This window comes from Cohnella laeviribosi DSM 21336 (assembly GCF_000378425.1).
Taxonomy (GTDB): domain Bacteria; phylum Bacillota; class Bacilli; order Paenibacillales; family Paenibacillaceae; genus Cohnella; species Cohnella laeviribosi.
In genome coordinates this window covers 111,074-133,619 of sequence record NZ_KB899816.1, presented here as the reverse complement: position 1 = coordinate 133,619, position 22,546 = coordinate 111,074, and the positions used below count along the sequence as shown (strand labels likewise).

Here is a 22,546-nt window from a genome sequence, read left to right as displayed (position 1 = left end):
GGCAACTGTTACGACAATGCCTGCATCGAATCTTTCCACAGCGTTCTCAAGAAAGAGCTCATTTACCAAACGAAATTTAACACTCGTAAACAGGCGTATGATGCGATTTACGAGTACATTGAATTGGAGTATAACCGCATCCGTATCCATTCGTCGATCGGTTATCTGACTCCGTATTTGTACGAAAAAAGGTACTATGAGCAACTCCAGGCAGGATAAAAGTTGTGTCCACTTTCTTGACAGTGATCCAATAGGGTTACGTGCGGCGGTGCTCAGACGCCATGTAGTCCATCCAGTACGCTACATTGCTCCCGTCCGTGGTGAACAACCGCCAAGTAGTCCGCCCAGTACCCTACATCGTTTCCGTCCGCAGTGCACAGCCGCCATGTAGTCCGCCCAGTACCCTACATCGCTTCCGTCCGTGGTGAACAACCGTCATGTAGTCCGCCTAGTACCCTACATCGCTGCCGTCCGCGGTGCTCAACCACCATGTAGTCCGCCTAGTACCCTACATCGCCGCCGTCCGTGGTGAACAACCGCCATGTAGTTCGCCCAGTACCTCTCATGGCCCCAAGCGGCTATATTGGATTTTGTGCAGGATGTAGGCTCCTTTCGCCTTTTTTCGGAACGTATGCTGGATTTTTTCCAATAAAATGGCTCGAGAGCCCGGCGGATTCGGCTTCTGCGGTTCAAAAGACTGGATTTATCCAACATAGACCGGCTTCCGGCGCCTGAACGGCGTGTTTGGTTGGATTTCTCCAATATAGCCGCATAGGCTATATTGACGCATAGGCTACGATTGCTCATAGGCTACGGTTACGATTATAGCGGCCGGTTGCTGTAAATTGCCGAAGTTGCTATATAACCACGGCGGCTATATGGCCGGAGTTTCTCTTAACGAACGAACAGCCGTTTCGTCATCCTGGGCGGGTTCGGCCTCTGCCGGCCTGCCGTCCCCGATTTTTCTTTTCCGGGGACAACGCGATTTTTGTGCGGGGGCATCACAAGCTCGACTGAGCGTTTGAAAATCCTTGATCGTTATTTGAACATCTTTGTTCGTTAATAGGGAGTCGCCGTTTTTGTTCGTCATGTCAGGGTTACGGGGTACGGGGCCGCTCTCTCAACTGCCTGTTTCGATTCCGAAGCCCGCATTGCGGGGAGAGGAACGATTGGACGACCGTCTCTTGTTTGCGGTATGATTAAGTCATAGATCCGGCTTTCATGGAGGTTTACATAACGATGGATTGTTTGTTTTGCAAAATCGTCGAAGGCTCGATTCCTTCCGCGAAGGTGTACGAGGACGAGCACGTGCTTGCTTTCAAGGACATTCAGCCCCAAGCGCCCGTCCATCTGCTGGTCATCCCCAAAAAGCACATCCCGACGCTGAACGACGCCGCTCCGGAAGATGCGGAACTGCTCGGACGGGTGCTGCTCGCGGCCCGGCAGGTCGCACGCGAAGCGGGGCTTGCGGAAGACGGATACCGCATCGTGAACAACTGCGGGCGCGACGGCGGGCAGGTTGTGTTCCATCTTCATTTTCACGTCCTGGGCGGAGAAAAGCTGGGACCGCTTAACGCGAAAGATCATTAAGCAAGTCCGGCGTTCCCGACCGATGCCGGAAGTTGACACCCCCTTTCTTCATCACCTATAATGAGGTTTGATAACCGTGTGTTGGGGTCTGTTCCGGAGGGAGGGAAAACTGGTGTCCGAAACGAAAGTACGTAAAAATGAAACACTCGACGCTGCACTCCGCCGCTTCAAGCGTTCCATCGCCAAAGACGGCGTTCTCGCGGAACTGAAAAAACGCAAGCACTACGAGAAACCGAGCGTCAGACGGAAGAAGAAATCCGAAGCCGCCCGTAAACGCAAGTTCTAGGAGGAATCCGCACCAATGAGTCTCGCGGAACGTTTGAACGAAGACATGAAGCAGGCGATGAAAAGCCAGGACAAGTTCCGGCTTTCGACCATTCGTATGATTCGCGCGTCGATCAAGAATCAGGAGATCGAATTGGGTCGTCCGCTTGAAGATAACGAAGTGCTCGATATTCTGAGCCGCGAAGTCAAGCAGCGCAAAGATTCCCTCCAGGAATTTCAGAAGGCGGGCCGGGACGATTTGTCCCAGGACGTGGCAGCAGAAATTGATATTATTTCCCAATACCTCCCCAAGCAACTGAACGAAGAAGAAATTAAAGCTATTGTTACGCAGACCATACAAGAGACCGGTGCTTCTTCCAAGGCGGACTTAGGGAAAGTGATGGGGGCGCTCATGCCCAAGGTAAAGGGACGTGCGGATGGCAAGCTCGTCAACCAAATCGTTCAACAATTTCTGCAATGAATTATCCGCAAACGACAGGCACTCCCGTGCAGGGAGTGCTTTTTGCGTTTTTTCGGCGGGAATGGAAGTGTTTTGCGGCCGTTTTCGTAAGGATTGAAACGTTTTGCAGCCGTTTTCGTAACCAATAATGTACATTCAAGGGTGCAGAGGCCTTTTTAAGCAGGCAGCATGGACCGGCCAGGAGGAGGAATGCAGTTGAGGGACGGAAAAGACGCAAGACGAGAGCCAACGGCTTGGCGCAAAGGACTGGCACGTTGGTTGCGGTCCGTCATGGCCGTCGGGCTTATGGCCGCCGGCATCGTTTCGGCCGCCGCAGCGGCGAATGGGAGCGCTGCGGCGAATGGGAGCGCTGCGGCGAATGCGGCCGATGCGGCCGGCAAGGGCGCTCCGAATCCGGCAGGCTCGGGAAGCGTATATGTGATTCCGGTCAAGCAAACGGTGGAGAGCGGACTGGCTTCCTTTCTGAACCGGGCGTTGACCGAAGCGGAGGAAGCGGAGGCGTCGCTGGCCGTTCTGGCGATCAATACGCCGGGAGGCGAACTGAAGAGCGCGGAAGCGATCGGCGACCGCATCCGCGCCTCCAAAGTGCCCACCCTCGCTTTCGTGGAAGGGGATGCGGCTTCGGCCGGCGCCTACATCGCGCTGAACGCGGGCAAAATCGTCATGGCTCCGGGTTCGGCGATCGGCGCGGCGATGGTGGTGGATGCCAGCGGACAGGCGGTGGAAAGCCCCAAAGTCGTTTCATTCTGGAGCAGCAAGATGAAAGCCGCCGCCGAGATGAACGGGCGCAACGGAGACATTGCGGTCGGCATGGTCAATCCGGATTTGACCGTCGAAATGAAGGAAATCGGCCGGACGAAGGCGAAAGGGGAAATCCTGTCGCTGTCCGCCGAGGAAGCCTTGAAAGTCGGATACGCGGACGCGCTGGCCGGCTCGGTTGACGAAGCGGTTGCCTGGTACGGACTGAAGGACTGGACGACGGTGAAGGTCGAGCCGACTGTCGCCGAAAGGGTCGCCAGCTGGCTGACGGGAGTGACGACGCTGCTGCTGATTCTCGGCATCGCCGGCATCGTCATCGAATTGTTCGTCCCCGGCTTCGGCGTGCCGGGCATCGTCGGCATCGCGGCGTTCGCGCTGTATTTCTTCGGGCAGTATGTGGCCGGGTTCGCGGGAATGGAATCCGTCGTCCTGTTTATTCTGGGCGTCGTGCTGCTCGTGCTCGAGATGTTCGTTCCCAGCTTCGGGATACTGGGGCTGCTTGGCGCGGCAGGCGTGATCGCGGGGATTGTCATCGCGGCTTACGATACCGGCGACGCACTGAAATCGCTAGGCATCGCTTCCCTCGCCGCGCTCGTCGTGATCGCTATCGTCGTCTATATTTTCCGCAAACGGGGAATCTGGAACCGGTTCATTCTCCGGGAAAGCCTGACGGCGGAACAAGGCTTCATTCCGAACGAAGACCGCCGGATCTGGGTTGGCAAGGAAGGCGTCACGCTGACCCCGTTGAGGCCGGCCGGCGTGGCGGAAGTGGAAGGACAGCGAATCGATGTCGTCAGCTTGGGCGAATTCATCGATGCCGGCCGCAAAGTCCGGGTCGTGACGGCGGACGGCACCCGCGTCGTCGTAAAGGAAGCGGACAAAGAATAGAAATGAAAGAGCGTTCGGCGCAACCCCCGAAGCCGATCGGGCGTTAAGCCGGGCGAGGAGCAAGCCGCGTAAAGCGAACAATATGACTGCTGGAGGGATCGTATGGACGTTAATTTGCTTGTCATTGTCGGGGTTGTGATCATCGCCTTGGTGGTGTTTTTCAGCTTTTTCCCGTTTATGCTGTGGATTTCGGCCCTGGCTTCGGGCGTGCGCATCGGCATTATCACACTGGTGGCCATGCGGCTTCGCCGGGTGATCCCGAGCCGGATCGTCAATCCTCTGATCAAGGCGACGAAAGCCGGTTTGGGCCTATCGATCAACCAACTGGAAAGCCATTTTCTGGCCGGCGGCAACGTCGACCGGGTCGTCAACGCCCTGATCGCGGCTCAACGGGCGAATATTCCGCTTGAATTCGCGCGCGCCGCGGCGATCGATCTGGCGGGCCGCGACGTGCTGCAGGCGGTGCAAATGAGCGTCAATCCGCGCGTCATTGAAACGCCGATCGTCTCCGCCGTCGCGAAGGACGGCATCGAAGTGAAGGTCAAGGCACGGGTGACCGTGCGCGCGAATATCGACCGTCTAGTCGGCGGCGCCGGCGAAGAGACGATCATCGCGCGCGTGGGCGAAGGGATCGTGACGACGGTCGGCTCCTCGAACTCGCATAAGGACGTGCTGGAAAATCCGGACTCGATCTCGCGCACGGTGCTGAGCAAAGGGCTGGATGCGGGAACCGCGTTCGAGATTTTGTCGATCGATATTGCGGACGTGGACGTCGGCAAAAACATCGGGGCGCATTTGCAAACCGAGCAGGCCGAAGCCGACAAGCGGATCGCCCAGGCGAAAGCGGAAGAGCGGCGCGCGATGGCCGTCGCCCAGGAGCAGGAGATGACCGCCCGCGTCGTCGAGATGAAGGCCAAAGTCGTCGAGGCCGAATCCGAAGTGCCGCTTGCCATGGCGGAAGCGTTGCGCAGCGGCAAGCTCAGCGTCATGGATTATCTGAACCTGAAAAATATCGAGGCCGACACGCAGATGCGGGAGTCGATCGGCAGAACGGACGTTACCGGCAATGACGGCAAAGAAGGGCGTTGATCGCCATGGAGCGGCTGATCGATTTTATCGTCGACAACTACCTGTATATAGCCGTTGTCGTCGGCATTCTCTACACGCTGTTCTTCCGGCAGTCGCCGCTGGAAAAAAATCCTCCGGGCCGGATGCCCGACTTCGGCGGCGGGGGCGGTCTCGGACGGCCGCATCCTCCTCAGAGGCCGTCCGCTCCGAAGCGGCCCCGGCAGCACCCGGCGCCGGCGCATGAGCGGGAACGGACGCCCGGCGGTCCGATGCGGCCGTCCTCCCCGGCGCCGGCGCCGCTCCCGCAAGCTTCGGCTCCGGGCGAACGGCCGCATCCGGCGCCGGATTCCCCGCCGGTCGTTCAGCTTCCCGCGCGTCCCCCTGCTGCGCCGTCCGGAGATTCCCTCGGCCCGGCGGACGCATTACCCGCAGCGTCCGCCGGGAATGGGCCCGGGACGCACCCGCGTGGGGCCAAGCCGCTTTCCCCGTCCGCACGGGCGGCCGGCGCGACGCCGGCTTCGGCGCCTGCGCAAGCGCCGCTTGCGGGGGCTATGCGCAACCGGCCGCTTCGGCGCGACGAGCTGAAGCGCGCGATCGTCTGGGCCGAAATTCTCGGCCAGCCCCGCGCGCGCAGGCCCTTCGGCGGCAGGCGGACCTAGCGTCGGCTTGTAGGGGCGAACGGAGCCTTCGCTTCGGCCCCAAACCTTCGATTCCGCTTTTGCGGCGGTTTCGAAGGTTTTTTTCATGGGCGCAAGCCGCCGCCGGTTCGACCGTCCGGGCGCGAGCAAGCGCGCCCGGGAAGGCGAACCTGAACGCCTTTCCGCTCCCCGCTTCATAATTGGGCGGCGCGGCGCATATGTTTTACCGAACGGGAGGGGGGGCGCTCCATGCCACGAGTCGGGCGCAAGCTGCGCAGATGGACCGCTCGCATCCTGGACCTGCCTCAGGACGTCGTTCTCGACTTGCCAAGAGTGACGATGATCGGCGGGGTGCAGCTTACGGTGGAAAATCATCGCGGCGTCCTTCATTTCTCCCCCGGTTCGCTTCGGTTGGCCATGGAACGGGGCGAACTGGAGGTGACCGGCAAAAACTTGGTGATCCGGACGATCGGCGCCGAAGAAGTGCTCGTGGAAGGGGAAATTACCGGCGTACAGCTGCGGTCCGGGTCGAGCTCCGGTTCGACGCCTGCGGGATAACGGTACAAACGCGAAAGCCCGGAACGAAACGCCGCAAGGCCTCTTTCCGGGCCGGCGCCGCATCCCGGACGCGCATGGGACAAGCCATCCCGGCAAGGCGCGCCGAATAAGACCGAAGAAGCGGCGCGGCCGCGCCATTTTAGGCAAACGCCATACATACGCTGCGGCGAAGCTGGACAGGCCAGCCCGCGTTGGGGGAGGATGAGGCGAAATGAGAGGAAGCTGGATCCATTATTTGCGGGGCTACGTGACGGTCAAGCTGATCGGCGGCGACGCCGAGCGGTTTCTTAACGAAGCGACGGCGGCGGGACTGCTGCTGTGGGATATCGCCTATACCGGCAAAGGACCGCTGACGTTTCGGGTGACGGTGCCCGATTTTTTCCGTTTGCGCCCTTTGCTCAAACGCTGCGGGAGCCGTACCCGCATTGCCGAACGGCGGGGCCTGCCGTTTCAGATGGCGAGGCTGTCGCGGCGCAAAACGTTTGCCGCCGGGATGCTCGGCTTCGTTTGCGCCTTGTTCGTGTTATCTTCTCTGGTGTGGGACGTGCAGGTGGAAGGAAACCGGTCGATTTCGGAGGAAACGGTGCTGAAGGCGGCGCGTGAGGAAGGGCTGTACCCGTTCCAGTGGTCGTTTCGGCTCAAGGATTCGTCCGAGCTCGCCAGACGTCTTGCCGGCAGGCTCCCGGATGCCGCTTGGGTCGGCGTGGACAAGACGGGAACGAAAGTGTCCATCACCATCGTCGAGTCCGCAAAGCCCGAGGAGAAGAAGCCGGAAGGTCCGCGCGATCTTGTCGCTTCGGCCGACGCGGTCGTGACGAAGATCGTGGCCGAGAACGGCCGGCCCAAAGTCAAAGCGAACCAGAGGGTCCGCAAAGGGGACGTGCTGATTTCCGGATTCATCGGCGAAGGCGAGCGAAGGAAGGCGGTCGTTTCCAAAGGCGAAGTACGGGGGATCGTATGGTACGAATACAAGGTCGTTTCCCCCTTGAAGCGGCAGGTGCAGACGCTGACCGGGGAGACTCGCGACCGCACGTATCTGGTCATCGGCAACCGCGCGCTGCAGATTACCGGCTACGGCGCGCCTCCGTTCGGCAAATCCGTCATTCACGGGGAGCTCAAGCGGCTTTCGCTCGGGAACTGGACGCTGCCCTTCGGCAAGCTGGTGGAGAAGGAGAAAGAGCTTGGGCTGATCGAGGAAAAGCTGACGCCGGCCGAAGCGAAGGAGGCGGGGCTGAAGCGCGCGCGGGAGGCGGTGCTGGCGCGCAGCGGGAGCGGTTCGGAGATCAAAGCGGAAAAACTTTTGCATGAACATACGGACAATGGTAAAGTGGTGTTAAATGTACTTTTTGAAGTTGAACAATCCATTGCGACCGAACGTCCAATCATTCAAACGCCCAATTGAGAGGGAATGAGGCTTTTTGTCGGAAATGAAACAAGTTATCGCTATTCCTCTCCGCAACATGGCGGAAGGGTTCTCGCTGTTTGGCCCGCAGGACAAGTTTCTTCGCCTGATCCAGGAAAAGACGCAGGCGGTCATCCATTCCCGCGAAGCGGAAATCGTGGTGGAAGGAAGCGAAGAAGAAGCGCAGATGTTGCAGCAGCTGTTCGAGACGCTGCTCGAACTGATCCGCGGCGGGCTGCAGCTGGGGGAGCGGGATGTGCGGTACGCGCTCGATCTGGCGAAAACGGGCAAGGCGGACGAGCTGCTCTCCCTGTTCAAAGGCGAGATCGCCGTGACGTTCCGCGGCAAGCCGATCGCGCCCAAGACGCTTGGCCAGCGGCATTACATCACCATGATCCGCAAAAAGGACATCGTGTTCGGCATCGGTCCCGCCGGCACGGGCAAAACGTATCTGGCGGTCGTTTCGGCGGTGGCGGCGCTCAAGGAAGGGCGGATCAAGCGGATTGTGCTTACCCGTCCGGCCGTCGAAGCGGGCGAAAATCTCGGCTTTCTGCCCGGCGACCTGCAGGAGAAGGTCGATCCGTATTTGCGGCCGCTTTATGACGCCCTCAACGACGTGCTCGGCCCCGAAGGCGTAGCCAAGGCGCTCGAGCGCGGACTGATCGAGATCGCCCCGCTCGCCTACATGCGCGGCCGGACGCTTGACGATTCGTTCGTCATCCTTGACGAAGCCCAGAACACGACGCCGGAGCAGATGAAGATGTTCCTGACCCGGCTCGGCTTCGGTTCCCGCATGGTCATCACCGGCGATGTGACGCAGATCGATTTGCCCAAAGGCAAAAAATCCGGTCTCGTCGAAGCGCAGCGCATTTTGGGGGATATCGAGGAAATCGCCATGGTCTTTTTCTCCGAACAGGACGTCGTCCGGCATGCGCTCGTGCAAAAAATCATCGCCGCTTACAACCGGGACAAGGAACAGCAGCAATAAGCGCCGTAAAGGAGGGAGCGCCGGATGAACCGGAAACGAAGCGGCCCGGCGGGCAAATCGTCGTCCTTCTATACGTCGGGTTGGAAAACGAGCGGAGCGGTGCGCACCTTGCTGCTGCTCCTATTTGTGCTGCTTTTTTATTTCAGTTTGTCGTCGCGCCTGGTGCCGGAAACGTACGATATTACGCTCGGAGCGAAAAGCGAGCACGACATCAAGGCGCCTTACCAGGAGATCGACCAATACGCCACGCTCATGGCGCAGGAAGAGGCGGCCGAGAAGGTCGGCTCCGTCTACTCCACCGTGGCGCTGCACAACGAGACGCTGCTGGACGAAATCCTGCTGCGGATCGATCAGTTGAACCAGGACGACCAGGTGACGACGGAGAACAAGGTCGAAATTTACCGGTCGGAAATTCCGGGCAGGCTCGACCAGTTCATCGAGCAGTTCATTAGAGCCAACGAGGGTTCCTCCACCTATTCGGCAAGCCTGCTTGAGGAAATGAAGCGGGTTGTCGAGATTCAAAAGTATTCCATTCCGGAGGAGACCTTCTACAAACTGCCGCGGCTCACGTCCGAGCAGGTGGCGGAGATGCGCACGGTCGGGCGCGACATCGTCCGCAAGCTGACGTCCGAATCGCTGCGGGATGCGGAAACCGCCCGGTCCAAGGTGGCCGAGCTGATCAACACGAGCACGCTGGAGCAGCGCACGCAGCGGGAGACGCTGCAGGAATTGGCGCGGTTCGTCATTACCGCCAACCGCTTCTACGACCAGGAAGCGACCGAAACCGCCAAGGCGGAAGCCCGGCAAAACACGCCGCAGGTCGTCATCAAGCAGGGCGACGTCATCGTGAAGGCGGGGCAAGTGATTACCAAAGATTTGTACGAGCGGCTCGACAGCATGGGGCTGCTGAAGGAGCAGCGCACCTATTGGCCGCAGCTTGGCGTTCTGCTGCTTTCGCTGCTGTTCGTGCTGTCCATTTACGGATACGTGGAAATGACGGCGGCCTCCGCCTCGCCGTCGGCGCCCTCTCTCAAGCGGAACAACGCGCACGGGCTCATGCTGCTGCTGATTTTCGCGCTGAACATCCTGCTGATGCACCTGGTCGCCATGGCGCGCAGCGAGGAATGGCCGTATATCGGCTATCTGGCGCCCGTCGCCGTCGGGACGATGCTGGTCACGCTGCTGCTCGACATGCATCTGGGCCTGGTCAGCGCCTTGCTGTTCACGGTGCTTTCCAGCATCATCATGAACGTCGGCAACGGGTCGGTGTTCGATTTCCGGTACGGCTTCGTGGCGGCGGTCGTTTCGTTCACTTCGGTGCTGGCCATTCATCGGGCGAGCCAGCGGTCGTCCATCCTGAAGGCCGGCATTATGGTCAGCCTGTTCGGATCGGTTGCGGTCGTCGCGCTGACGCTCGTCGAATCGAATCCGGACCGGATGCTGCTCATCCAGTCCGTCGGGTTCATGTTCGCCAGCGGCCTGCTGACCGCCGTGCTGGTCATCGGGCTGATGCCGTTCTTTGAGATGACGTTCGGCATTTTGTCCGCCTTGAAGCTGGTCGAGCTCTCCAACCCGAACCATCCGCTGCTGCGCAAGCTGCTGACGGAGACGCCGGGCACTTACCATCACAGCCTCATGGTCGGCAACCTGTCGGAGGCGGCCGCCGAGGCGGTCGGCGCGAACGGCCTGCTGTGCCGCGTCGGCTCGTTCTATCACGATGTCGGCAAAACCAAGCGGCCGTCCTATTTTATCGAAAACCAAAACGGAGGCGTCAATCCGCACGACAAGCTCGATCCGAAGGTGAGCGCCTCCATCATTATCGCCCATGCCCGCGACGGGGCCGAAATGCTGAAGCAATACAAGCTTCCCAAGCCGATCCGGGACATTGCGGAGCAGCATCACGGGACGAGCTTCCTGAAATTTTTCTACTACAAGGCGGTCAAGCGCGCGGAAGAGCAGGGAACGGAATGCCCGTGGACGGAGGACGATTTCCGGTATCCCGGACCGAAAGCGCAGACGAAAGAAGCGGCGATCGTCGGCATCGCGGACAGCGTCGAGGCTGCCGTCCGTTCCCTCAGCCATCCGACGGTCGAACAGGTGGAGAGCATTATCCGGAAAATCATTAAGGACCGGCTTGACGACGACCAATTCAACGAATGCGATCTGACGCTGAAGGAAATGGACAAAATAGCCGAAACGCTCAAAGAGACGGTAATCGGCATGTTTCATTCGCGGATCGAGTATCCCGACGACAAAGAATGGAAAAACCGCAAGGAAGCAAAGGAGCAACGAGAATGACACTGAGACTGGAATGGTTGGACGAGCGGGAGGAAGGGGCGCCTTTCGAGGAAAGCTGGCGCGGCCTTCTGGAGCGTCTGCTCGGCATCGCCGGCAAAATGGAAGGCGTCGAAGAGGGCGTCGTCACGCTGACCTTGACCGACGACGAAGGCATCCGGAAGCTGAACCGGGAATTCCGCGGGCTGGACAAGCCGACCGACGTGCTGTCCTTTCCGATGCGGGAGGCCGGGGAGGAGCCGGTTATCCGATACGCCGATGAATACGAAACCGTGGATGCCGACGCGGACGCCGCCGGCGGGGAAGCGGGCGAAGAGGAAGAAGAGGACGGAGAGACGGAAGCGTACGATCCGTTCGAGGAGCCGCTCGGGGATATCGTCATCTCCGTTCCCCGCATGTACGCGCAGGCCGAGGAATACGGGCACAGCGTGGAGCGGGAGCTTGGCTTCTTGTTCGTGCACGGTTTTCTTCATCTGCTCGGCTATGATCACGGCAGCGATGCGGAGGAGAAAGAGATGTTCGCCAAGCAGGAAGCGGTTTTGGCGGAAGCGGGGCTCGCCCGGTGAGCCGGAAGCAGTCGGAGCTGTCCTCCTTCCGCAACGCGGTCTCCGGGATCGCATACGCGTTCAGAAGCGAACCGCATATGCGCTTTCACGTCGCCGCGGGCGCCGTCGTGTTTGCGCTGGCCGCGCTGCTCAGGCTGCCGGCCGGCGACTGGCTTTGGCTGCTGGCCGCAGTGGCCGCCGTCTGGACGGCGGAACTGTTCAATACGGCTATCGAGCGGGCGGTCGATTTGGTGTCTCAGGAGCGCAACGAGCTGGCAAAAGCGGCCAAGGATACGGCATCGGGCGCAACCTTGGTCGCCTCGCTGTTTGCCGCCGCGGTGGGGCTCATCGTGCTGGGGCCGCCGTTATGGCGGGCTCTGTTCGGCGGCTGATGGCCGTAGAGGGGGCTGGTTGCGTGCCGGCGGCGGCCGCATGATCCCGATAAACGGTTAGTAAGATATAAAAGCTAAAGTTAGGAGGGCGCTCAGGATGGAATGGAAGGGCTGGACGGCGGAAAAGCTGCTTGAAGCGGCTTCGCAAGCGAGGCTCAAAGCCTATGCGCCGTATTCCCGTTTTCAGGTCGGCGCGGCGCTTCTGGACGCCGGCGGACGCGTGCATTGCGGCTGCAACGTGGAAAACGCGGCATACGGGCCGACGAATTGCGCCGAACGGACCGCGCTGTTTAGGGCCATTGCCGACGGCTGCGCGCCAAGATCGTTTGCGGCGATCGCCGTCATCGGCGACACGTCCGGTCCGATCGCCCCGTGCGGGGTATGCCGGCAGGTCATGGCGGAGCTGTGCGCGCCGGATATGCCGGTGATCATGGGCAATCTGAGCGGGGCTATTCGTCTGGCCACGGTGGCCGACCTGCTGCCCGGCGCCTTTTCCTTAAGCGATACGGAAGGAAAGAAGGAATCAGGATGAAGAAAGGCTTCAAGTCCGGCTTTGTCGCTATCGTCGGCAGGCCGAACGTCGGCAAGTCCACCTTGCTGAACCAGGTGATCGGCCAAAAGATCGCCATCATGTCGGACAAACCGCAAACGACTAGGAACAAAATTCACGGCGTCTATACGACGGACGAGATGCAGATTGTGTTTCTGGACACGCCGGGCATCCATAAACCGAAATCCAAGCTGGGCGACTACATGATGAAATCCGCGGAAAGCGCGCTCAGCGAAGTGGACGCCATTCTGTTTCTGACCGATGTCAGCGAAGCGCTTGGCGGCGGAGACCGGTTCATTATCGAGCGGCTCAAAAAGGTGGACACGCCCGTCTTTTTGGTGCTGAACAAGATCGACAAGGTTCACCCGGAGGACCTGCTTCCGGTCATCGACCAATACTCGGCTCTGTACCGCTTTGCGGAAATCGTTCCGGTGTCGGCGCTGCACGGCAACAACGTGAACACGCTGCTGGAGCAGCTGTCCCGCTATTTGCCGGAAGGCCCGATGTATTACCCGGCCGATCAGGTGACGGACCATCCGGAGCAATTCGTGTGCGCCGAGCTCATCCGCGAAAAAATCCTGCTGCTGACCCGCGACGAAATCCCGCATTCGATCGCCGTCGAGATCGAAAGCATGCGCACGGAAGAGAACGGCGTCGTCCATATCGGCGCCGTCATCTACGTGGAGCGGCAGTCGCAAAAAGGCATCGTCATCGGCAAAAACGGCTCGATGCTGAAAGAAGTCGGCAAGCTGGCGCGGCTCGACATCGAGCGGCTGCTCGGCTCGAAAATTTTCCTGGAGCTGTGGGTGAAAGTGAAGGAAGACTGGCGCAACCGGGAATCGGTGCTCCATACGCTCGGATTCCGCGAAGATTAAACCGCTGCGAAGCAAAAGTTGACAGGCATACCTCCGGCGGCGCCGTGGCATCCTAACGGTGGAAAAACGGGCAAGCCATTTCCATCGGGAGAGGATGAGTGCGCTGTGCGGAATTTCACGTGGCACGTGTTTACGCAGACCGGCGATGTCGAGGCCTACTTGCTGTATAAAGAGATGGACAAGCTCGGAAGGCGCGATCCGGCGGAGCCGGCGCCAGACCGGGAGGACGGCGAATCCGTCCTCGGAGAGCCGCCGCTTGGGCAAGCGTAGCAAGCGGCGGGCAAAGCGAGCGGCTTCTTGCGTCACGGCGCGGGAAGCCGCTTGGCGTATGGGAGAGCCGACGTTTGGGAGAGGAGGAGAGGCCCGATGATGTACCGGGTGGAGGGCATCGTCATTCGCGGGACGGATTATGGGGAGGGCAATAAGATCGTCACCCTGTTCACCCCGACGCACGGCAAGCAGGGGGTTGTCGTGCGCGGAGCCAAAAAGCCGAAAAGCCGGTTCGCGTCTCTGGCCCAACCTTTTACATACGGCGATTTTTCGTTTTTCAAATCCGGCGGGCTCGGCACCTTGAGCAGCGGAGAGATCATCGAGTCGTTCCGGGAGCTGCGCGAGGATTTGACTCTGGCCGCGTATGCGGCCTATGCGGCCGAGCTGTGCGACCGGGCCGTCGGGGAAGAGGATGCGGGAAGCTATTTGTTTCATCAGCTGAAAGCCTGCCTGGAAGCCTTGGCGCAAGGCAAGGACGCGCAGATCGTCATCCGGGCGTTCGAGATGAAGATCGTTCAGGCCGCCGGCTACGCGCCCCTGCTGGACGCGTGCGCGAACTGCGGCAACCCGGAAGGGCCGTTCCGGTTAAGCGCTGCCGCCGGCGGGGTGCTGTGCCTTCGCTGCTCCGGCCGCGATCCGGACGCCGTGCCGCTGGAGGGCGGCGCCTGGAAGCTGCTCAGGCTGTTTGCGGCGCTCGATTTGCGCCGGTTGGGCAATACGGACGTGAAGGAATCGACCAAAAGGCGGTTGGCCCAGGCGATGCGGCTGTGGATGGACCACCATCTTGGGGTCAAGCTCAAATCCCGCCATTTCCTCGACCAGTGGGAACGGCTAAGCGGCGAGCTGCCGGAAGCGGACGCGGAACGGAAAAGCGCGGATAGCATCGAGCCGACCGAACGGACAAAAGAATAGGCCGATCTATCCGAAAGACCGCAAAACGAACGGTCCAAACCATTTGACAAACCCCTAACAGGTTGTGTAAAATAGATGATCATTGGAATCGGTCTCGAAGAAGGAGAAAGTAACCGGTTGCCGTCGCAACCTGTCAGCGAGCCGGGAATGGTGGAAGCCCGGCGCGACGAATCGGCGAACATGGCGCTCCGGAGAGGCATCCAACGGGAAAAGAGCGGGCTTGCGAACGGACTGTTCAAACATGGACGGCTTTCGTTCGGAAGTCAAGTAGGGTGGAACCGCGGGACTAACGCTCCCGTCCCTACGTCTGCGGAGGCAGGCGTGGGACGGGGGCTTTTTGACGTGCCAGGCCTCCCCATTCCGCCGCACTCCGACACGACTGCGATAAAAGGAGCGAGAACATGAACTTCCAGCAAATGACGCTGACGCTGCAGCAGTTCTGGGCCGAACAGAACTGCATCGTCGTGCAGCCGTACGACGTGGAGAAAGGCGCGGGCACGATGAATCCGATGACGTTCCTGCGCGCGATCGGCCCGGAGCCGTGGAACGTCGCCTACGTCGAGCCTTCGCGCAGGCCCGTGGACGGCCGATACGGCGAGAACCCGAACCGGCTGTACCAGCACCATCAGTTCCAGGTCATCATGAAGCCGTCGCCGGACAACATCCAGGAGCTGTATTTGGAAAGTCTCAGCCGGCTTGGCATCGATCCCCGCCACCACGATATCCGGTTCGTCGAGGACAACTGGGAAGCGCCGACCCTCGCCGCCTGGGGATTGGGCTGGGAAGTATGGCTGGACGGCATGGAAGTGACCCAGTTCACCTACTTCCAGCAAGTCGGGGGCATCGATTGCCATCCGGTATCGGTGGAAATTACGTACGGGATGGAGCGGCTTGCTTCGTACATTCAGGACAAGGAGAACGTGTTCGATCTGGAATGGGTGGACGGCGTCACTTACGGGGACGTGTTCAAGCATCCGGAATACGAGCATTCCAAATATACGTTCGAAGTGTCGGATGTGGCGATGCTGTTCCAGCTGTTTTCGACCTACGAGGCGGAGGCGAACCGCGCCATGGCCGAAAATCTCGTTTTCCCCGCGTACGATTACGTGCTCAAATGTTCGCATACCTTTAACCTGCTGGATGCGCGGGGAGCGATCAGCGTGACGGAACGTACGGGCTACATTGCGCGCGTCCGCAACCTGGCTCGCCAAGTCGCCGCGACGTTCCTCAAGGAGCGCGAGCGGCTCGGCTTCCCGCTGCTGAAGAAAGGAGTGGAGGCCCATGGCTAAGGATCTGCTGCTGGAAATCGGGCTGGAAGAGGTGCCCGCGCGCTTCGTGCGGGGAGCGATCGACCAGCTCAAGGAAAAGACGGAGAAATGGCTGGAGGGCAGCAGGCTGGAGTACGGCGCCGTGCGCGCGTTCGCGACGCCCCGCCGGCTCGCGGTGCTGGTCGAGGGCCTTGCCGAAAAGCAGGCGGACGTCAGCGAGGAAGTGAAGGGCCCGGCCCGCAAAATCGCGCTCGACGACAGCGGCGCCTGGACGAAGGCGGCGCTCGGCTTCGCCCGCAGCCAGGGGGTGGAGCCGGAGAAGCTGTTTTTCAAGGAACTCGGCGGCGTCGAGTACGTATTTGCCAATAAGTCGAGCGCCGGCCTGGAGACGGCGGGACTGCTGCCCGAAGCGCTGACGCAGTTGATCACGTCTTTGACCTTTCCGAAAAACATGCGCTGGGGAGCGCACGAATTGCGGTTTGTCCGCCCGATCCGCTGGCTTGTCGCTCTGTACGGCACGGAGGTCGTTCCGTTTGAGATTGCGGGCGTCCGAAGCGGCAATGTGACGCGGGGCCATCGCTTCCTCGGCGCGGATGCGGTCATCGAGGAGCCGAAGCAATATCTGGAGAAGCTGCGGGAGCAGCATGTCATTGCCGATATCGACGAGCGGCAGCGGCTGATCGAGGACGGCATCCGGAAGCTGGCGGAAGCGAAGGGGTGGCGGATCGCCGTCAAGGAGGACCTGCTGGAGGAAGTGCTGTTCCTGGTCGAGAAGCCGCAGGTGCTGTACGGTTCGTTCGATCCGTCGTTCCTGAACATTCCGCAGGAAGTGCTGATCACGTCGATGCGCGAGCATCAGCGCTACTTCCCGGTGCTGGGAGCAGACGGCAAGCTGAAGCCCCACTTCGTCACGGTGCGCAACGGCGACGACGTTTCCCTGGAAACGGTGGCGAAAGGCAATGAAAAGGTGCTGCGCGCCCGGCTTTCGGATGCGAAATTCTTCTACGAAGAGGACCAGAAGGTGCAAATTCCCGAGTTCCTCGCCAAGCTGGAGAACATCGTCTACCACGAGGAGCTCGGCACCGTCGCGGACAAAGTGCGCCGCGTCCGCGCCATCTCCGACCGTCTCGCGCAGCAGCTTCGCGCGGACGAGCAGGTGCGGGCGGACGTCAGCCGGACGGCCGACATTTGCAAGTTCGACCTCGTGACCCAGATGGTATACGAGTTTCCGGAACTTCAGGGCATCATGGGCGAGGATTACGCCCTGAAGGCCGGAGAGCGGGCCGAAGTGGCGCGGGCGATCAACGAGCACTACTCGCCGCGCAATGCGGGCGACACGCCGCCGGCTTCGCCGGTAGGCGCGATCGTCGGGATCGCCGACAAGATCGACACGATCGTCGGCTGCTTCTCGATCGGCATCGTACCGACCGGCTCGCAGGACCCGTATGCGCTGCGCCGCCAGGCGGCGGGCATCGTATCGACGCTGCTCGCGCACGGGCTGGAGCTGACGCTGCCGGAGCTGTTCCGGATCGCCCTCGATGTCCATGAAGCCCGGGGCCTCAAGCGGGATGCGATGGATATTTTGAAGGACCTGAACGAATTCTTCGCGCTTCGCGTCAAAAACGTGCTTGCGGAACAGCACATCCGCTACGACGTGGTCGACGCGGTGCTCGAAGCAGGTTGCGACGACGTTCGCCGCACCGTCTTGCGGGCTCAGGCGCTGCAGGCGGCGGTGGGCGACGGGGACCGCAAGGAAGCGTTCCGCCCCGCCGTGGAGGCGTTTAACCGGGTGTGCAATCTGGCGGCGAAAGCGGACGAATCCCGCCAGGTGGACGCGCGGCTGTTCGCGGAGCCGGCCGAAGGCAAGCTTTACGAGGCGTGGCAGAAAGCGCACGGGCAGTATGAGAAGGCGGTTCTCGGCGGAGAGCTTGCCGCCGCGCTCGAGGCGCTCGCGTTGCTCGCGGAGCCGGTCGGCGATTTCTTCGAATCGGTGATGGTCATGGCCCAGGACGAAGCGGTCCGCCGCAACCGCCTGTCGCTGCTGGCCACCATCGCGGACGACATCCGCTCGTTTGCCGATTTTTCCAAATTGGCCGGCTAATTCGAAGGGCCGGGGAGGGATCGTAATGGCGCGCGACAGCGTAACCGTGTACGTCGCTTCCGATTCCGCCGGGGACACCGGCGAGCAAGCGGTTCGGGCGGCGGCGGCGCAGTTTCATCCGCTGCAGGTCCACATTCGCCGGATCGGCTTCATCCAGACGGTCGAAGCGATCGATTCGGTGCTGGACATGGCCGCCTCCGACGGGATCGTGCTTTATACGCTTGTCATTCCGGAGCTCAGGGAGCGCATGGCGAAGCAAGCCGCCGCCCGGGGCATTCCCGCGGTGGATCTGCTCGGGCCGCTGATCGAGCAGATGGAGCGGCGGTTCGGCAGGCCTTCGCGGCACGAGCCCGGTCTCAACCACGTGCTCGACGCGGGATATTTCCGCAAGGTCGAGGCGGTCGAGTTTGCGGTCCGCTACGACGACGCGCGGGACGTAACGGGCATCTGCAAGGCCGATATCGTGCTCACCGGCGTTTCCCGCACGTCCAAGACGCCGTTGTCGATGGTGCTCGCCCACAAGACGTTCAAGGTGGCCAACGTGCCGCTCGTTCCCGAACTGGCGCCGCCTAAGGAACTGTTTCAAGTCGATCCGCGCAAGGTGATCGGACTGACCATCCGCACCGACGCCCTGAACGCCATCCGCAAGGAGCGGCTCAAGGCGCTCGGCCTTCCGGATACGGCTTCCTACGCGACGATGGAGCGCATCGAGCAGGAGCTGGAATATGCCCATCGGATCATGAAACAGATCGGCTGCGTTGTCATCGACGTTTCGAACAAAGCCGTGGAGGAGACGGCGAGCCTGATCCTGGAACATTTCAATTACGCGTAAACGTCAGGCAGCCGGCTTTTTCGACAAGCGGGTTGCCTGACGTTTGTCGGGCGGATGCAAGCCTTCTCAAACCATCGATACAGAAATGGCATAAAGTATTGACATCTTCGTCCGCAAGGTTTATTATTTTAAAATTTAATGAGTCAAAGGCAGGATTTTGGTCCGCTTTGACGTATATAATAATACGGCAAACTTTGGTGGAATACGCGGTGATGTCGGATGCTCCCGTATCGGAATCGGGTTGTGGTGGACGGAGACGCTTGTCCCGTCAAGACGGAAATCGGTCGAACGGTGCGCAGCTGCGGGGCGACGGCACTCATGGTATCCTCCAATGCCCACGCGCTGGCGCGCGAACCGCAGGTGGAAGTCGTGACGGTGGACGCCGGCCCGCAGTCGGCCGACCTTTATATCGCCAACGTGCTGACATCCAGGGATGTTCTGGTGACGGGCGATTACGGTCTTGCCGCGATCGGCCTGGCGCGGGGTTCCGCCGTATTGACGCCGCGGGGACACCGGATTACGGAAGCCGATATCGATGGGCTGCTGGCGCAGCGGCACGAATCGGCCAGATTGCGACGAGGAGGCTTGCGCACCAAGGGACCCAAGGCTTTTTCAAGCGAAGACCGAGTCAGATTTCAACAAAAGCTGACACAGTTGCTGCTAGAAATGCAGGAGAACCGGGATCGCTAGCGAATAATACACACATAGATCGGCCGGAAGGTTCCGAAGGAACTTTCGTTGTCGGCGTTCCGGCTTGCGGAGAAGGACAAGTCTCTTTGGGGCGTCTCGGGACGTTCTTTCGTTTGTCCGCATCCGCCGCCGGTTCGCGCTGAAGAAGGTGGACGCACGATGAACAGCGGCTTGATTCCGCAGCAGACGATTGACGAGGTTCTTAAGCGTTACGAGATCGGGGAGACGGTCGGTCGTTACGTTCATTTGTCCAAACGAGGAAAGTATTTGGTCGGGCTTTGTCCGTTCCACTCCGAGAAGACGCCGTCGTTTACCGTAACGCCGGAGAAGCAGATTTTCCATTGCTACGGCTGCGGCAAGAGCGGCAACGTCATCAAGTTCGTGATGGAGATGGAAAACGAGACCTTTCCCGAAGCGGTGAAGCGTATGGCCGAGGAGGCGGGCTTGCCGGTAACCTGGGCCCGGCCTCAAGGAGAGCCGTCCCCGCGCCAGCGGGAGAAAGACGTGCTGCACGAGGCCCACGAATACGCCGCCAAGCTGTACCGTTACGTGCTTCGCAACACGCAAGCGGGCAAGCCGGCGATGGAGTATTTGCGCTCCCGCGGCATTCACGACAAGCTGATCGAAGAATTCGGCATCGGCTATGCGCCTGCCAAGTGGGATACGCTGGCTAAGGCGCTGGAGAGGAAAGGTTTTTCGCTTGCGGATATGGAGCGCGGAGGCCTTCTGTCCAGACGGCAGGAAGGAGAAGGCTACGTAGACCGGTTTCGGGACCGGATCATGTTCCCGATCCGCGGCCCCGACGGACGAATCGCCGCTTTTGCGGGAAGGCTGATGACAAGCGGGCAGCCCAAATATTTGAATTCCCCCGAGACCCCGCTTTTCAACAAGAGCCGAACGCTGTACAGGCTGCACGATGCCCGAAGCGCGATCCGCAAGACGAGGCAGGTCGTGCTGTTCGAGGGGTATGTCGACTGCATTAAAGCTTGGCACGCGGGAGTGACCAACGGCGTCGCCACGATGGGCACGGCGCTCACGGCCGAACATGCGGCGCTGCTCAGGCGGTTCGCGGACGAGGCGATTGTCTGCTACGACGGCGACGACGCCGGACAAGCCGCCGCCCACAAAAGCATCCCCTTGCTTGAAGCCGTCGGGCTTCGGGTAAGGGTCGGGCTTCTGCCGGCGAAGACGGACCCCGACGAATTCATAACGCAAAACGGTCCGGAAGCTTTTGTCCGGGAAATCGTCGAAGGCGCGGTTTCGGCCATCAAATTTCAACTCATCTATTTAAGGAAATCCCATATACTCCTAGAAGAAGATGGGAAGATTCGGTACTTGCGCGATGCGGCCCGCCTCGTCGCAAGGCAACCGTCTCCGACGGAACGGGAGTTGATCCTGAAAGAGCTGGCTCAGGAGTTCGACGTTTCGCTTGATACCCTGAAGCAGGAGGTCGCCGACATCCGCCGTCAGGAAAAATTGGGAACAACTGGGGATATTCCTGGCGGAACGTGGAATAATGTATGGAATGAAAAGCGAACTTCATCCCGCCATCCGTCGCTTGCTCCCGCCTATGTGCAGGCGGAACGCCAGCTGATCTCCTGGATGATGCAGGACGCGGAAACGGCATTTGCCGTCCGGGATCGGATAGGAGACGGCTTTCATATAGAGGATCATGCAGCCATTGCTGCTTATTTATACGCTTATTACGCGCAAGGCAACGATCCCGATGTCAGCCGGTTTACCGCTTTTTTGCAGGATGAACGACTCGAGCGGGTGGCCAGCGCCCTCGCGATGGAGGATATCCCTTTTGACGAGAAGGTTATGGAGGATTGCATTCGCACGATCGGTCAGGCCGCGCTAACCCGCGAAATCGAGAGAAAAAAAGAGGAGATGCTTCGCGCGGAGCGGGCCGGAGACATCATGCTTGCCGTACAAATTGGAACAGAGATTATCGCCCTGGAGAAACAGCGCAAGGATGCTTGATGCGGATGATCCGGGGAGGAGGGAGTCGGTAATGGCGAACGATCAACACACCGGGTTGGAAACGGAAGCGACATTGGAACAGGTCAAGGCGCAATTGCTTGAGCAGGGCAAAAAGAAAGGCTCTCTGACCTATAAAGAGATCATGGAGAAGCTGTCTCCATTCGATCAGGATCCCGATCAAATCGACGAGTTTTTCGAGCAGCTGGCGGACCTTGGCATCGAGGTGGCCAACGATCACGACGAGCTTGGCAGAAACGGCGATGAAGACGGAAACGACGATTTCAATTTCGATGACGATCTGTCTCTGCCTCCCGGAATCAAAATCAACGACCCGGTCCGCATGTATTTGAAGGAAATCGGACGAGTTCCGCTGCTCGGAGCGGACGACGAAGTCGAACTTGCCAAAAAAATCGAAAGCGGCGGACAGGACGGGGAAGAGGCGAAAAAGAGACTGGCCGAAGCGAACCTTCGTCTTGTTGTCAGCATCGCCAAGCGTTATGTCGGACGAGGCATGCTCTTTCTCGATTTGATTCAGGAAGGCAATATGGGCCTTCTGAAGGCGGTCGAGAAATTCGACCATACGAAAGGCTACAAGTTCAGCACGTATGCAACATGGTGGATCCGTCAAGCCATTACCCGCGCTATCGCCGACCAAGCCCGCACGATCCGGATACCGGTGCATATGGTCGAAACGATCAACAAGCTGATTCGGGTGTCCCGTCAACTGCTCCAGGAGCTTGGGCGCGAGCCGACGCCGGAAGAAATTGCCGAGCAAATGGATTTGAGCGTGGATAAAGTCCGCGAAATCATGAAAATCGCGCAAGAGCCGGTATCGCTGGAAACGCCGATCGGGGAAGAAGACGATTCCCATCTCGGCGACTTCATCGAAGACCAGGAAGCGCTGGCCCCGGCTGACGCCGCCGCCTACGAACTGCTGAAGGAACAGCTGGAAGACGTGCTCGATACGCTGACCGAACGGGAAGAGAATGTGCTGAGATTGCGCTTCGGCCTCGACGACGGGCGTACGCGCACCCTGGAAGAAGTGGGCAAGGTGTTCGGCGTTACCCGCGAACGGATTCGCCAGATTGAGGCGAAGGCGTTGCGCAAGCTGCGCCATCCGAGCCGCAGCAAACGGCTAAAAGATTTCCTCGAATAAGCCGATACAGGTATTAGCCTGATTGGGAGACCTTCTGCCGA

The 22,546-nt window shown here is 60.1% G+C and carries 23 protein-coding genes; all 23 read left to right on the top strand.

Annotated elements, in window-relative coordinates:
* Window positions 1-219: IS3 family transposase (locus F560_RS0108290; RefSeq protein WP_019005258.1), on the top strand; the 219-nt coding region annotated here is incomplete at its 5' end.
* Between the two features lie 1,020 nt (window positions 220-1,239).
* Complete coding sequence (locus tag F560_RS0108285) at window positions 1,240-1,590, top strand: histidine triad nucleotide-binding protein (protein ID WP_019005257.1); 351 nt, start codon at window positions 1,240-1,242, stop codon at window positions 1,588-1,590.
* 112 nt (window positions 1,591-1,702) lie between these two features.
* The gene (gene rpsU / locus F560_RS0108280; protein WP_019005256.1) at window positions 1,703-1,876 is read left to right on the top strand and encodes a 30S ribosomal protein S21; all 174 of its coding nucleotides are present in this window, start codon (window positions 1,703-1,705) and stop codon (window positions 1,874-1,876) included.
* Window positions 1,877-1,891: 15 nt separating this feature from the next.
* Entirely contained in the window at window positions 1,892-2,335 is a 444-nt protein-coding gene (locus F560_RS0108275) for a GatB/YqeY domain-containing protein (protein WP_019005255.1), read from the top strand.
* Between the two features lie 195 nt (window positions 2,336-2,530).
* Window positions 2,531-3,982, top strand: a complete 1,452-nt coding sequence (locus F560_RS0108270) for an NfeD family protein (protein ID WP_019005254.1) — start codon at window positions 2,531-2,533, stop codon at window positions 3,980-3,982.
* Window positions 3,983-4,084: 102 nt separating this feature from the next.
* A complete protein-coding gene (gene floA / locus F560_RS0108265) occupies window positions 4,085-5,071 on the top strand; it encodes a flotillin-like protein FloA (RefSeq protein ID WP_019005253.1) in 987 nt (328 codons plus the stop codon).
* Window positions 5,072-5,076: 5 nt separating this feature from the next.
* A complete protein-coding gene (locus F560_RS0108260; RefSeq protein WP_026298164.1) occupies window positions 5,077-5,709 on the top strand; it encodes a hypothetical protein in 633 nt (210 codons plus the stop codon).
* Window positions 5,710-5,937: 228 nt separating this feature from the next.
* Window positions 5,938-6,246: a sporulation protein YqfC gene (yqfC, locus tag F560_RS0108255; RefSeq protein WP_019005252.1), complete on the top strand. Its 309-nt coding sequence runs from the start codon at window positions 5,938-5,940 to the stop codon at window positions 6,244-6,246.
* 211 nt (window positions 6,247-6,457) lie between these two features.
* Window positions 6,458-7,648, top strand: a complete 1,191-nt coding sequence (gene yqfD / locus F560_RS0108250; RefSeq protein ID WP_019005251.1) for a sporulation protein YqfD — start codon at window positions 6,458-6,460, stop codon at window positions 7,646-7,648.
* Between the two features lie 25 nt (window positions 7,649-7,673).
* Entirely contained in the window at window positions 7,674-8,636 is a 963-nt protein-coding gene (locus F560_RS0108245; protein ID WP_033395936.1) for a PhoH family protein, read from the top strand.
* 24 nt (window positions 8,637-8,660) lie between these two features.
* Window positions 8,661-10,934 carry an HD family phosphohydrolase gene (locus F560_RS0108240; protein ID WP_019005249.1) on the top strand — a complete coding sequence of 758 codons (2,274 nt, stop codon included), beginning with the start codon at window positions 8,661-8,663 and terminating at the stop codon, window positions 10,932-10,934.
* A complete protein-coding gene (gene ybeY / locus F560_RS0108235) occupies window positions 10,931-11,497 on the top strand; it encodes an rRNA maturation RNase YbeY (protein WP_019005248.1) in 567 nt (188 codons plus the stop codon). The genes F560_RS0108240 and ybeY overlap by 4 nt, the downstream gene beginning before the upstream one ends.
* Window positions 11,494-11,868 carry a diacylglycerol kinase family protein gene (locus F560_RS0108230; protein WP_019005247.1) on the top strand — a complete coding sequence of 125 codons (375 nt, stop codon included), beginning with the start codon at window positions 11,494-11,496 and terminating at the stop codon, window positions 11,866-11,868. The genes ybeY and F560_RS0108230 overlap by 4 nt, the downstream gene beginning before the upstream one ends.
* 97 nt (window positions 11,869-11,965) lie before the next feature.
* Entirely contained in the window at window positions 11,966-12,400 is a 435-nt protein-coding gene (gene cdd / locus F560_RS0108225) for a cytidine deaminase (RefSeq protein ID WP_019005246.1), read from the top strand.
* Window positions 12,397-13,293: a GTPase Era gene (era, locus tag F560_RS0108220; protein WP_019005245.1), complete on the top strand. Its 897-nt coding sequence runs from the start codon at window positions 12,397-12,399 to the stop codon at window positions 13,291-13,293. The genes cdd and era overlap by 4 nt, the downstream gene beginning before the upstream one ends.
* A gap of 105 nt (window positions 13,294-13,398) precedes the next feature.
* Window positions 13,399-13,563, top strand: coding sequence for a YqzL family protein (locus F560_RS24980; RefSeq protein WP_019005244.1), 165 nt, complete (start codon window positions 13,399-13,401; stop codon window positions 13,561-13,563).
* Between the two features lie 96 nt (window positions 13,564-13,659).
* A complete protein-coding gene (gene recO, locus F560_RS0108210) occupies window positions 13,660-14,475 on the top strand; it encodes a DNA repair protein RecO (RefSeq protein WP_019005243.1) in 816 nt (271 codons plus the stop codon).
* Window positions 14,476-14,876: 401 nt separating this feature from the next.
* Entirely contained in the window at window positions 14,877-15,764 is an 888-nt protein-coding gene (gene glyQ / locus F560_RS0108200) for a glycine--tRNA ligase subunit alpha (RefSeq protein WP_019005241.1), read from the top strand.
* Entirely contained in the window at window positions 15,757-17,844 is a 2,088-nt protein-coding gene (glyS, locus tag F560_RS0108195) for a glycine--tRNA ligase subunit beta (protein ID WP_019005240.1), read from the top strand. The genes glyQ and glyS overlap by 8 nt, the downstream gene beginning before the upstream one ends.
* Before the next feature lie 25 nt (window positions 17,845-17,869).
* On the top strand, window positions 17,870-18,676 hold the full coding sequence (locus tag F560_RS0108190; protein WP_019005239.1) for a pyruvate, water dikinase regulatory protein: 807 nt from the start codon (window positions 17,870-17,872) through the stop codon (window positions 18,674-18,676).
* Between the two features lie 219 nt (window positions 18,677-18,895).
* Window positions 18,896-19,366 (top strand): YaiI/YqxD family protein, encoded by a 471-nt coding sequence (locus F560_RS0108185; protein WP_020621274.1) that lies wholly within the window; start codon window positions 18,896-18,898, stop codon window positions 19,364-19,366.
* 159 nt (window positions 19,367-19,525) lie between these two features.
* Window positions 19,526-21,349, top strand: coding sequence for a DNA primase (dnaG, locus tag F560_RS0108180; RefSeq protein WP_019005237.1), 1,824 nt, complete (start codon window positions 19,526-19,528; stop codon window positions 21,347-21,349).
* A 31-nt stretch (window positions 21,350-21,380) separates the two neighbouring features.
* On the top strand, window positions 21,381-22,505 hold the full coding sequence (gene rpoD, locus F560_RS0108175; protein ID WP_019005236.1) for an RNA polymerase sigma factor RpoD: 1,125 nt from the start codon (window positions 21,381-21,383) through the stop codon (window positions 22,503-22,505).
* Window positions 22,506-22,546: the final 41 nt, after the last annotated feature.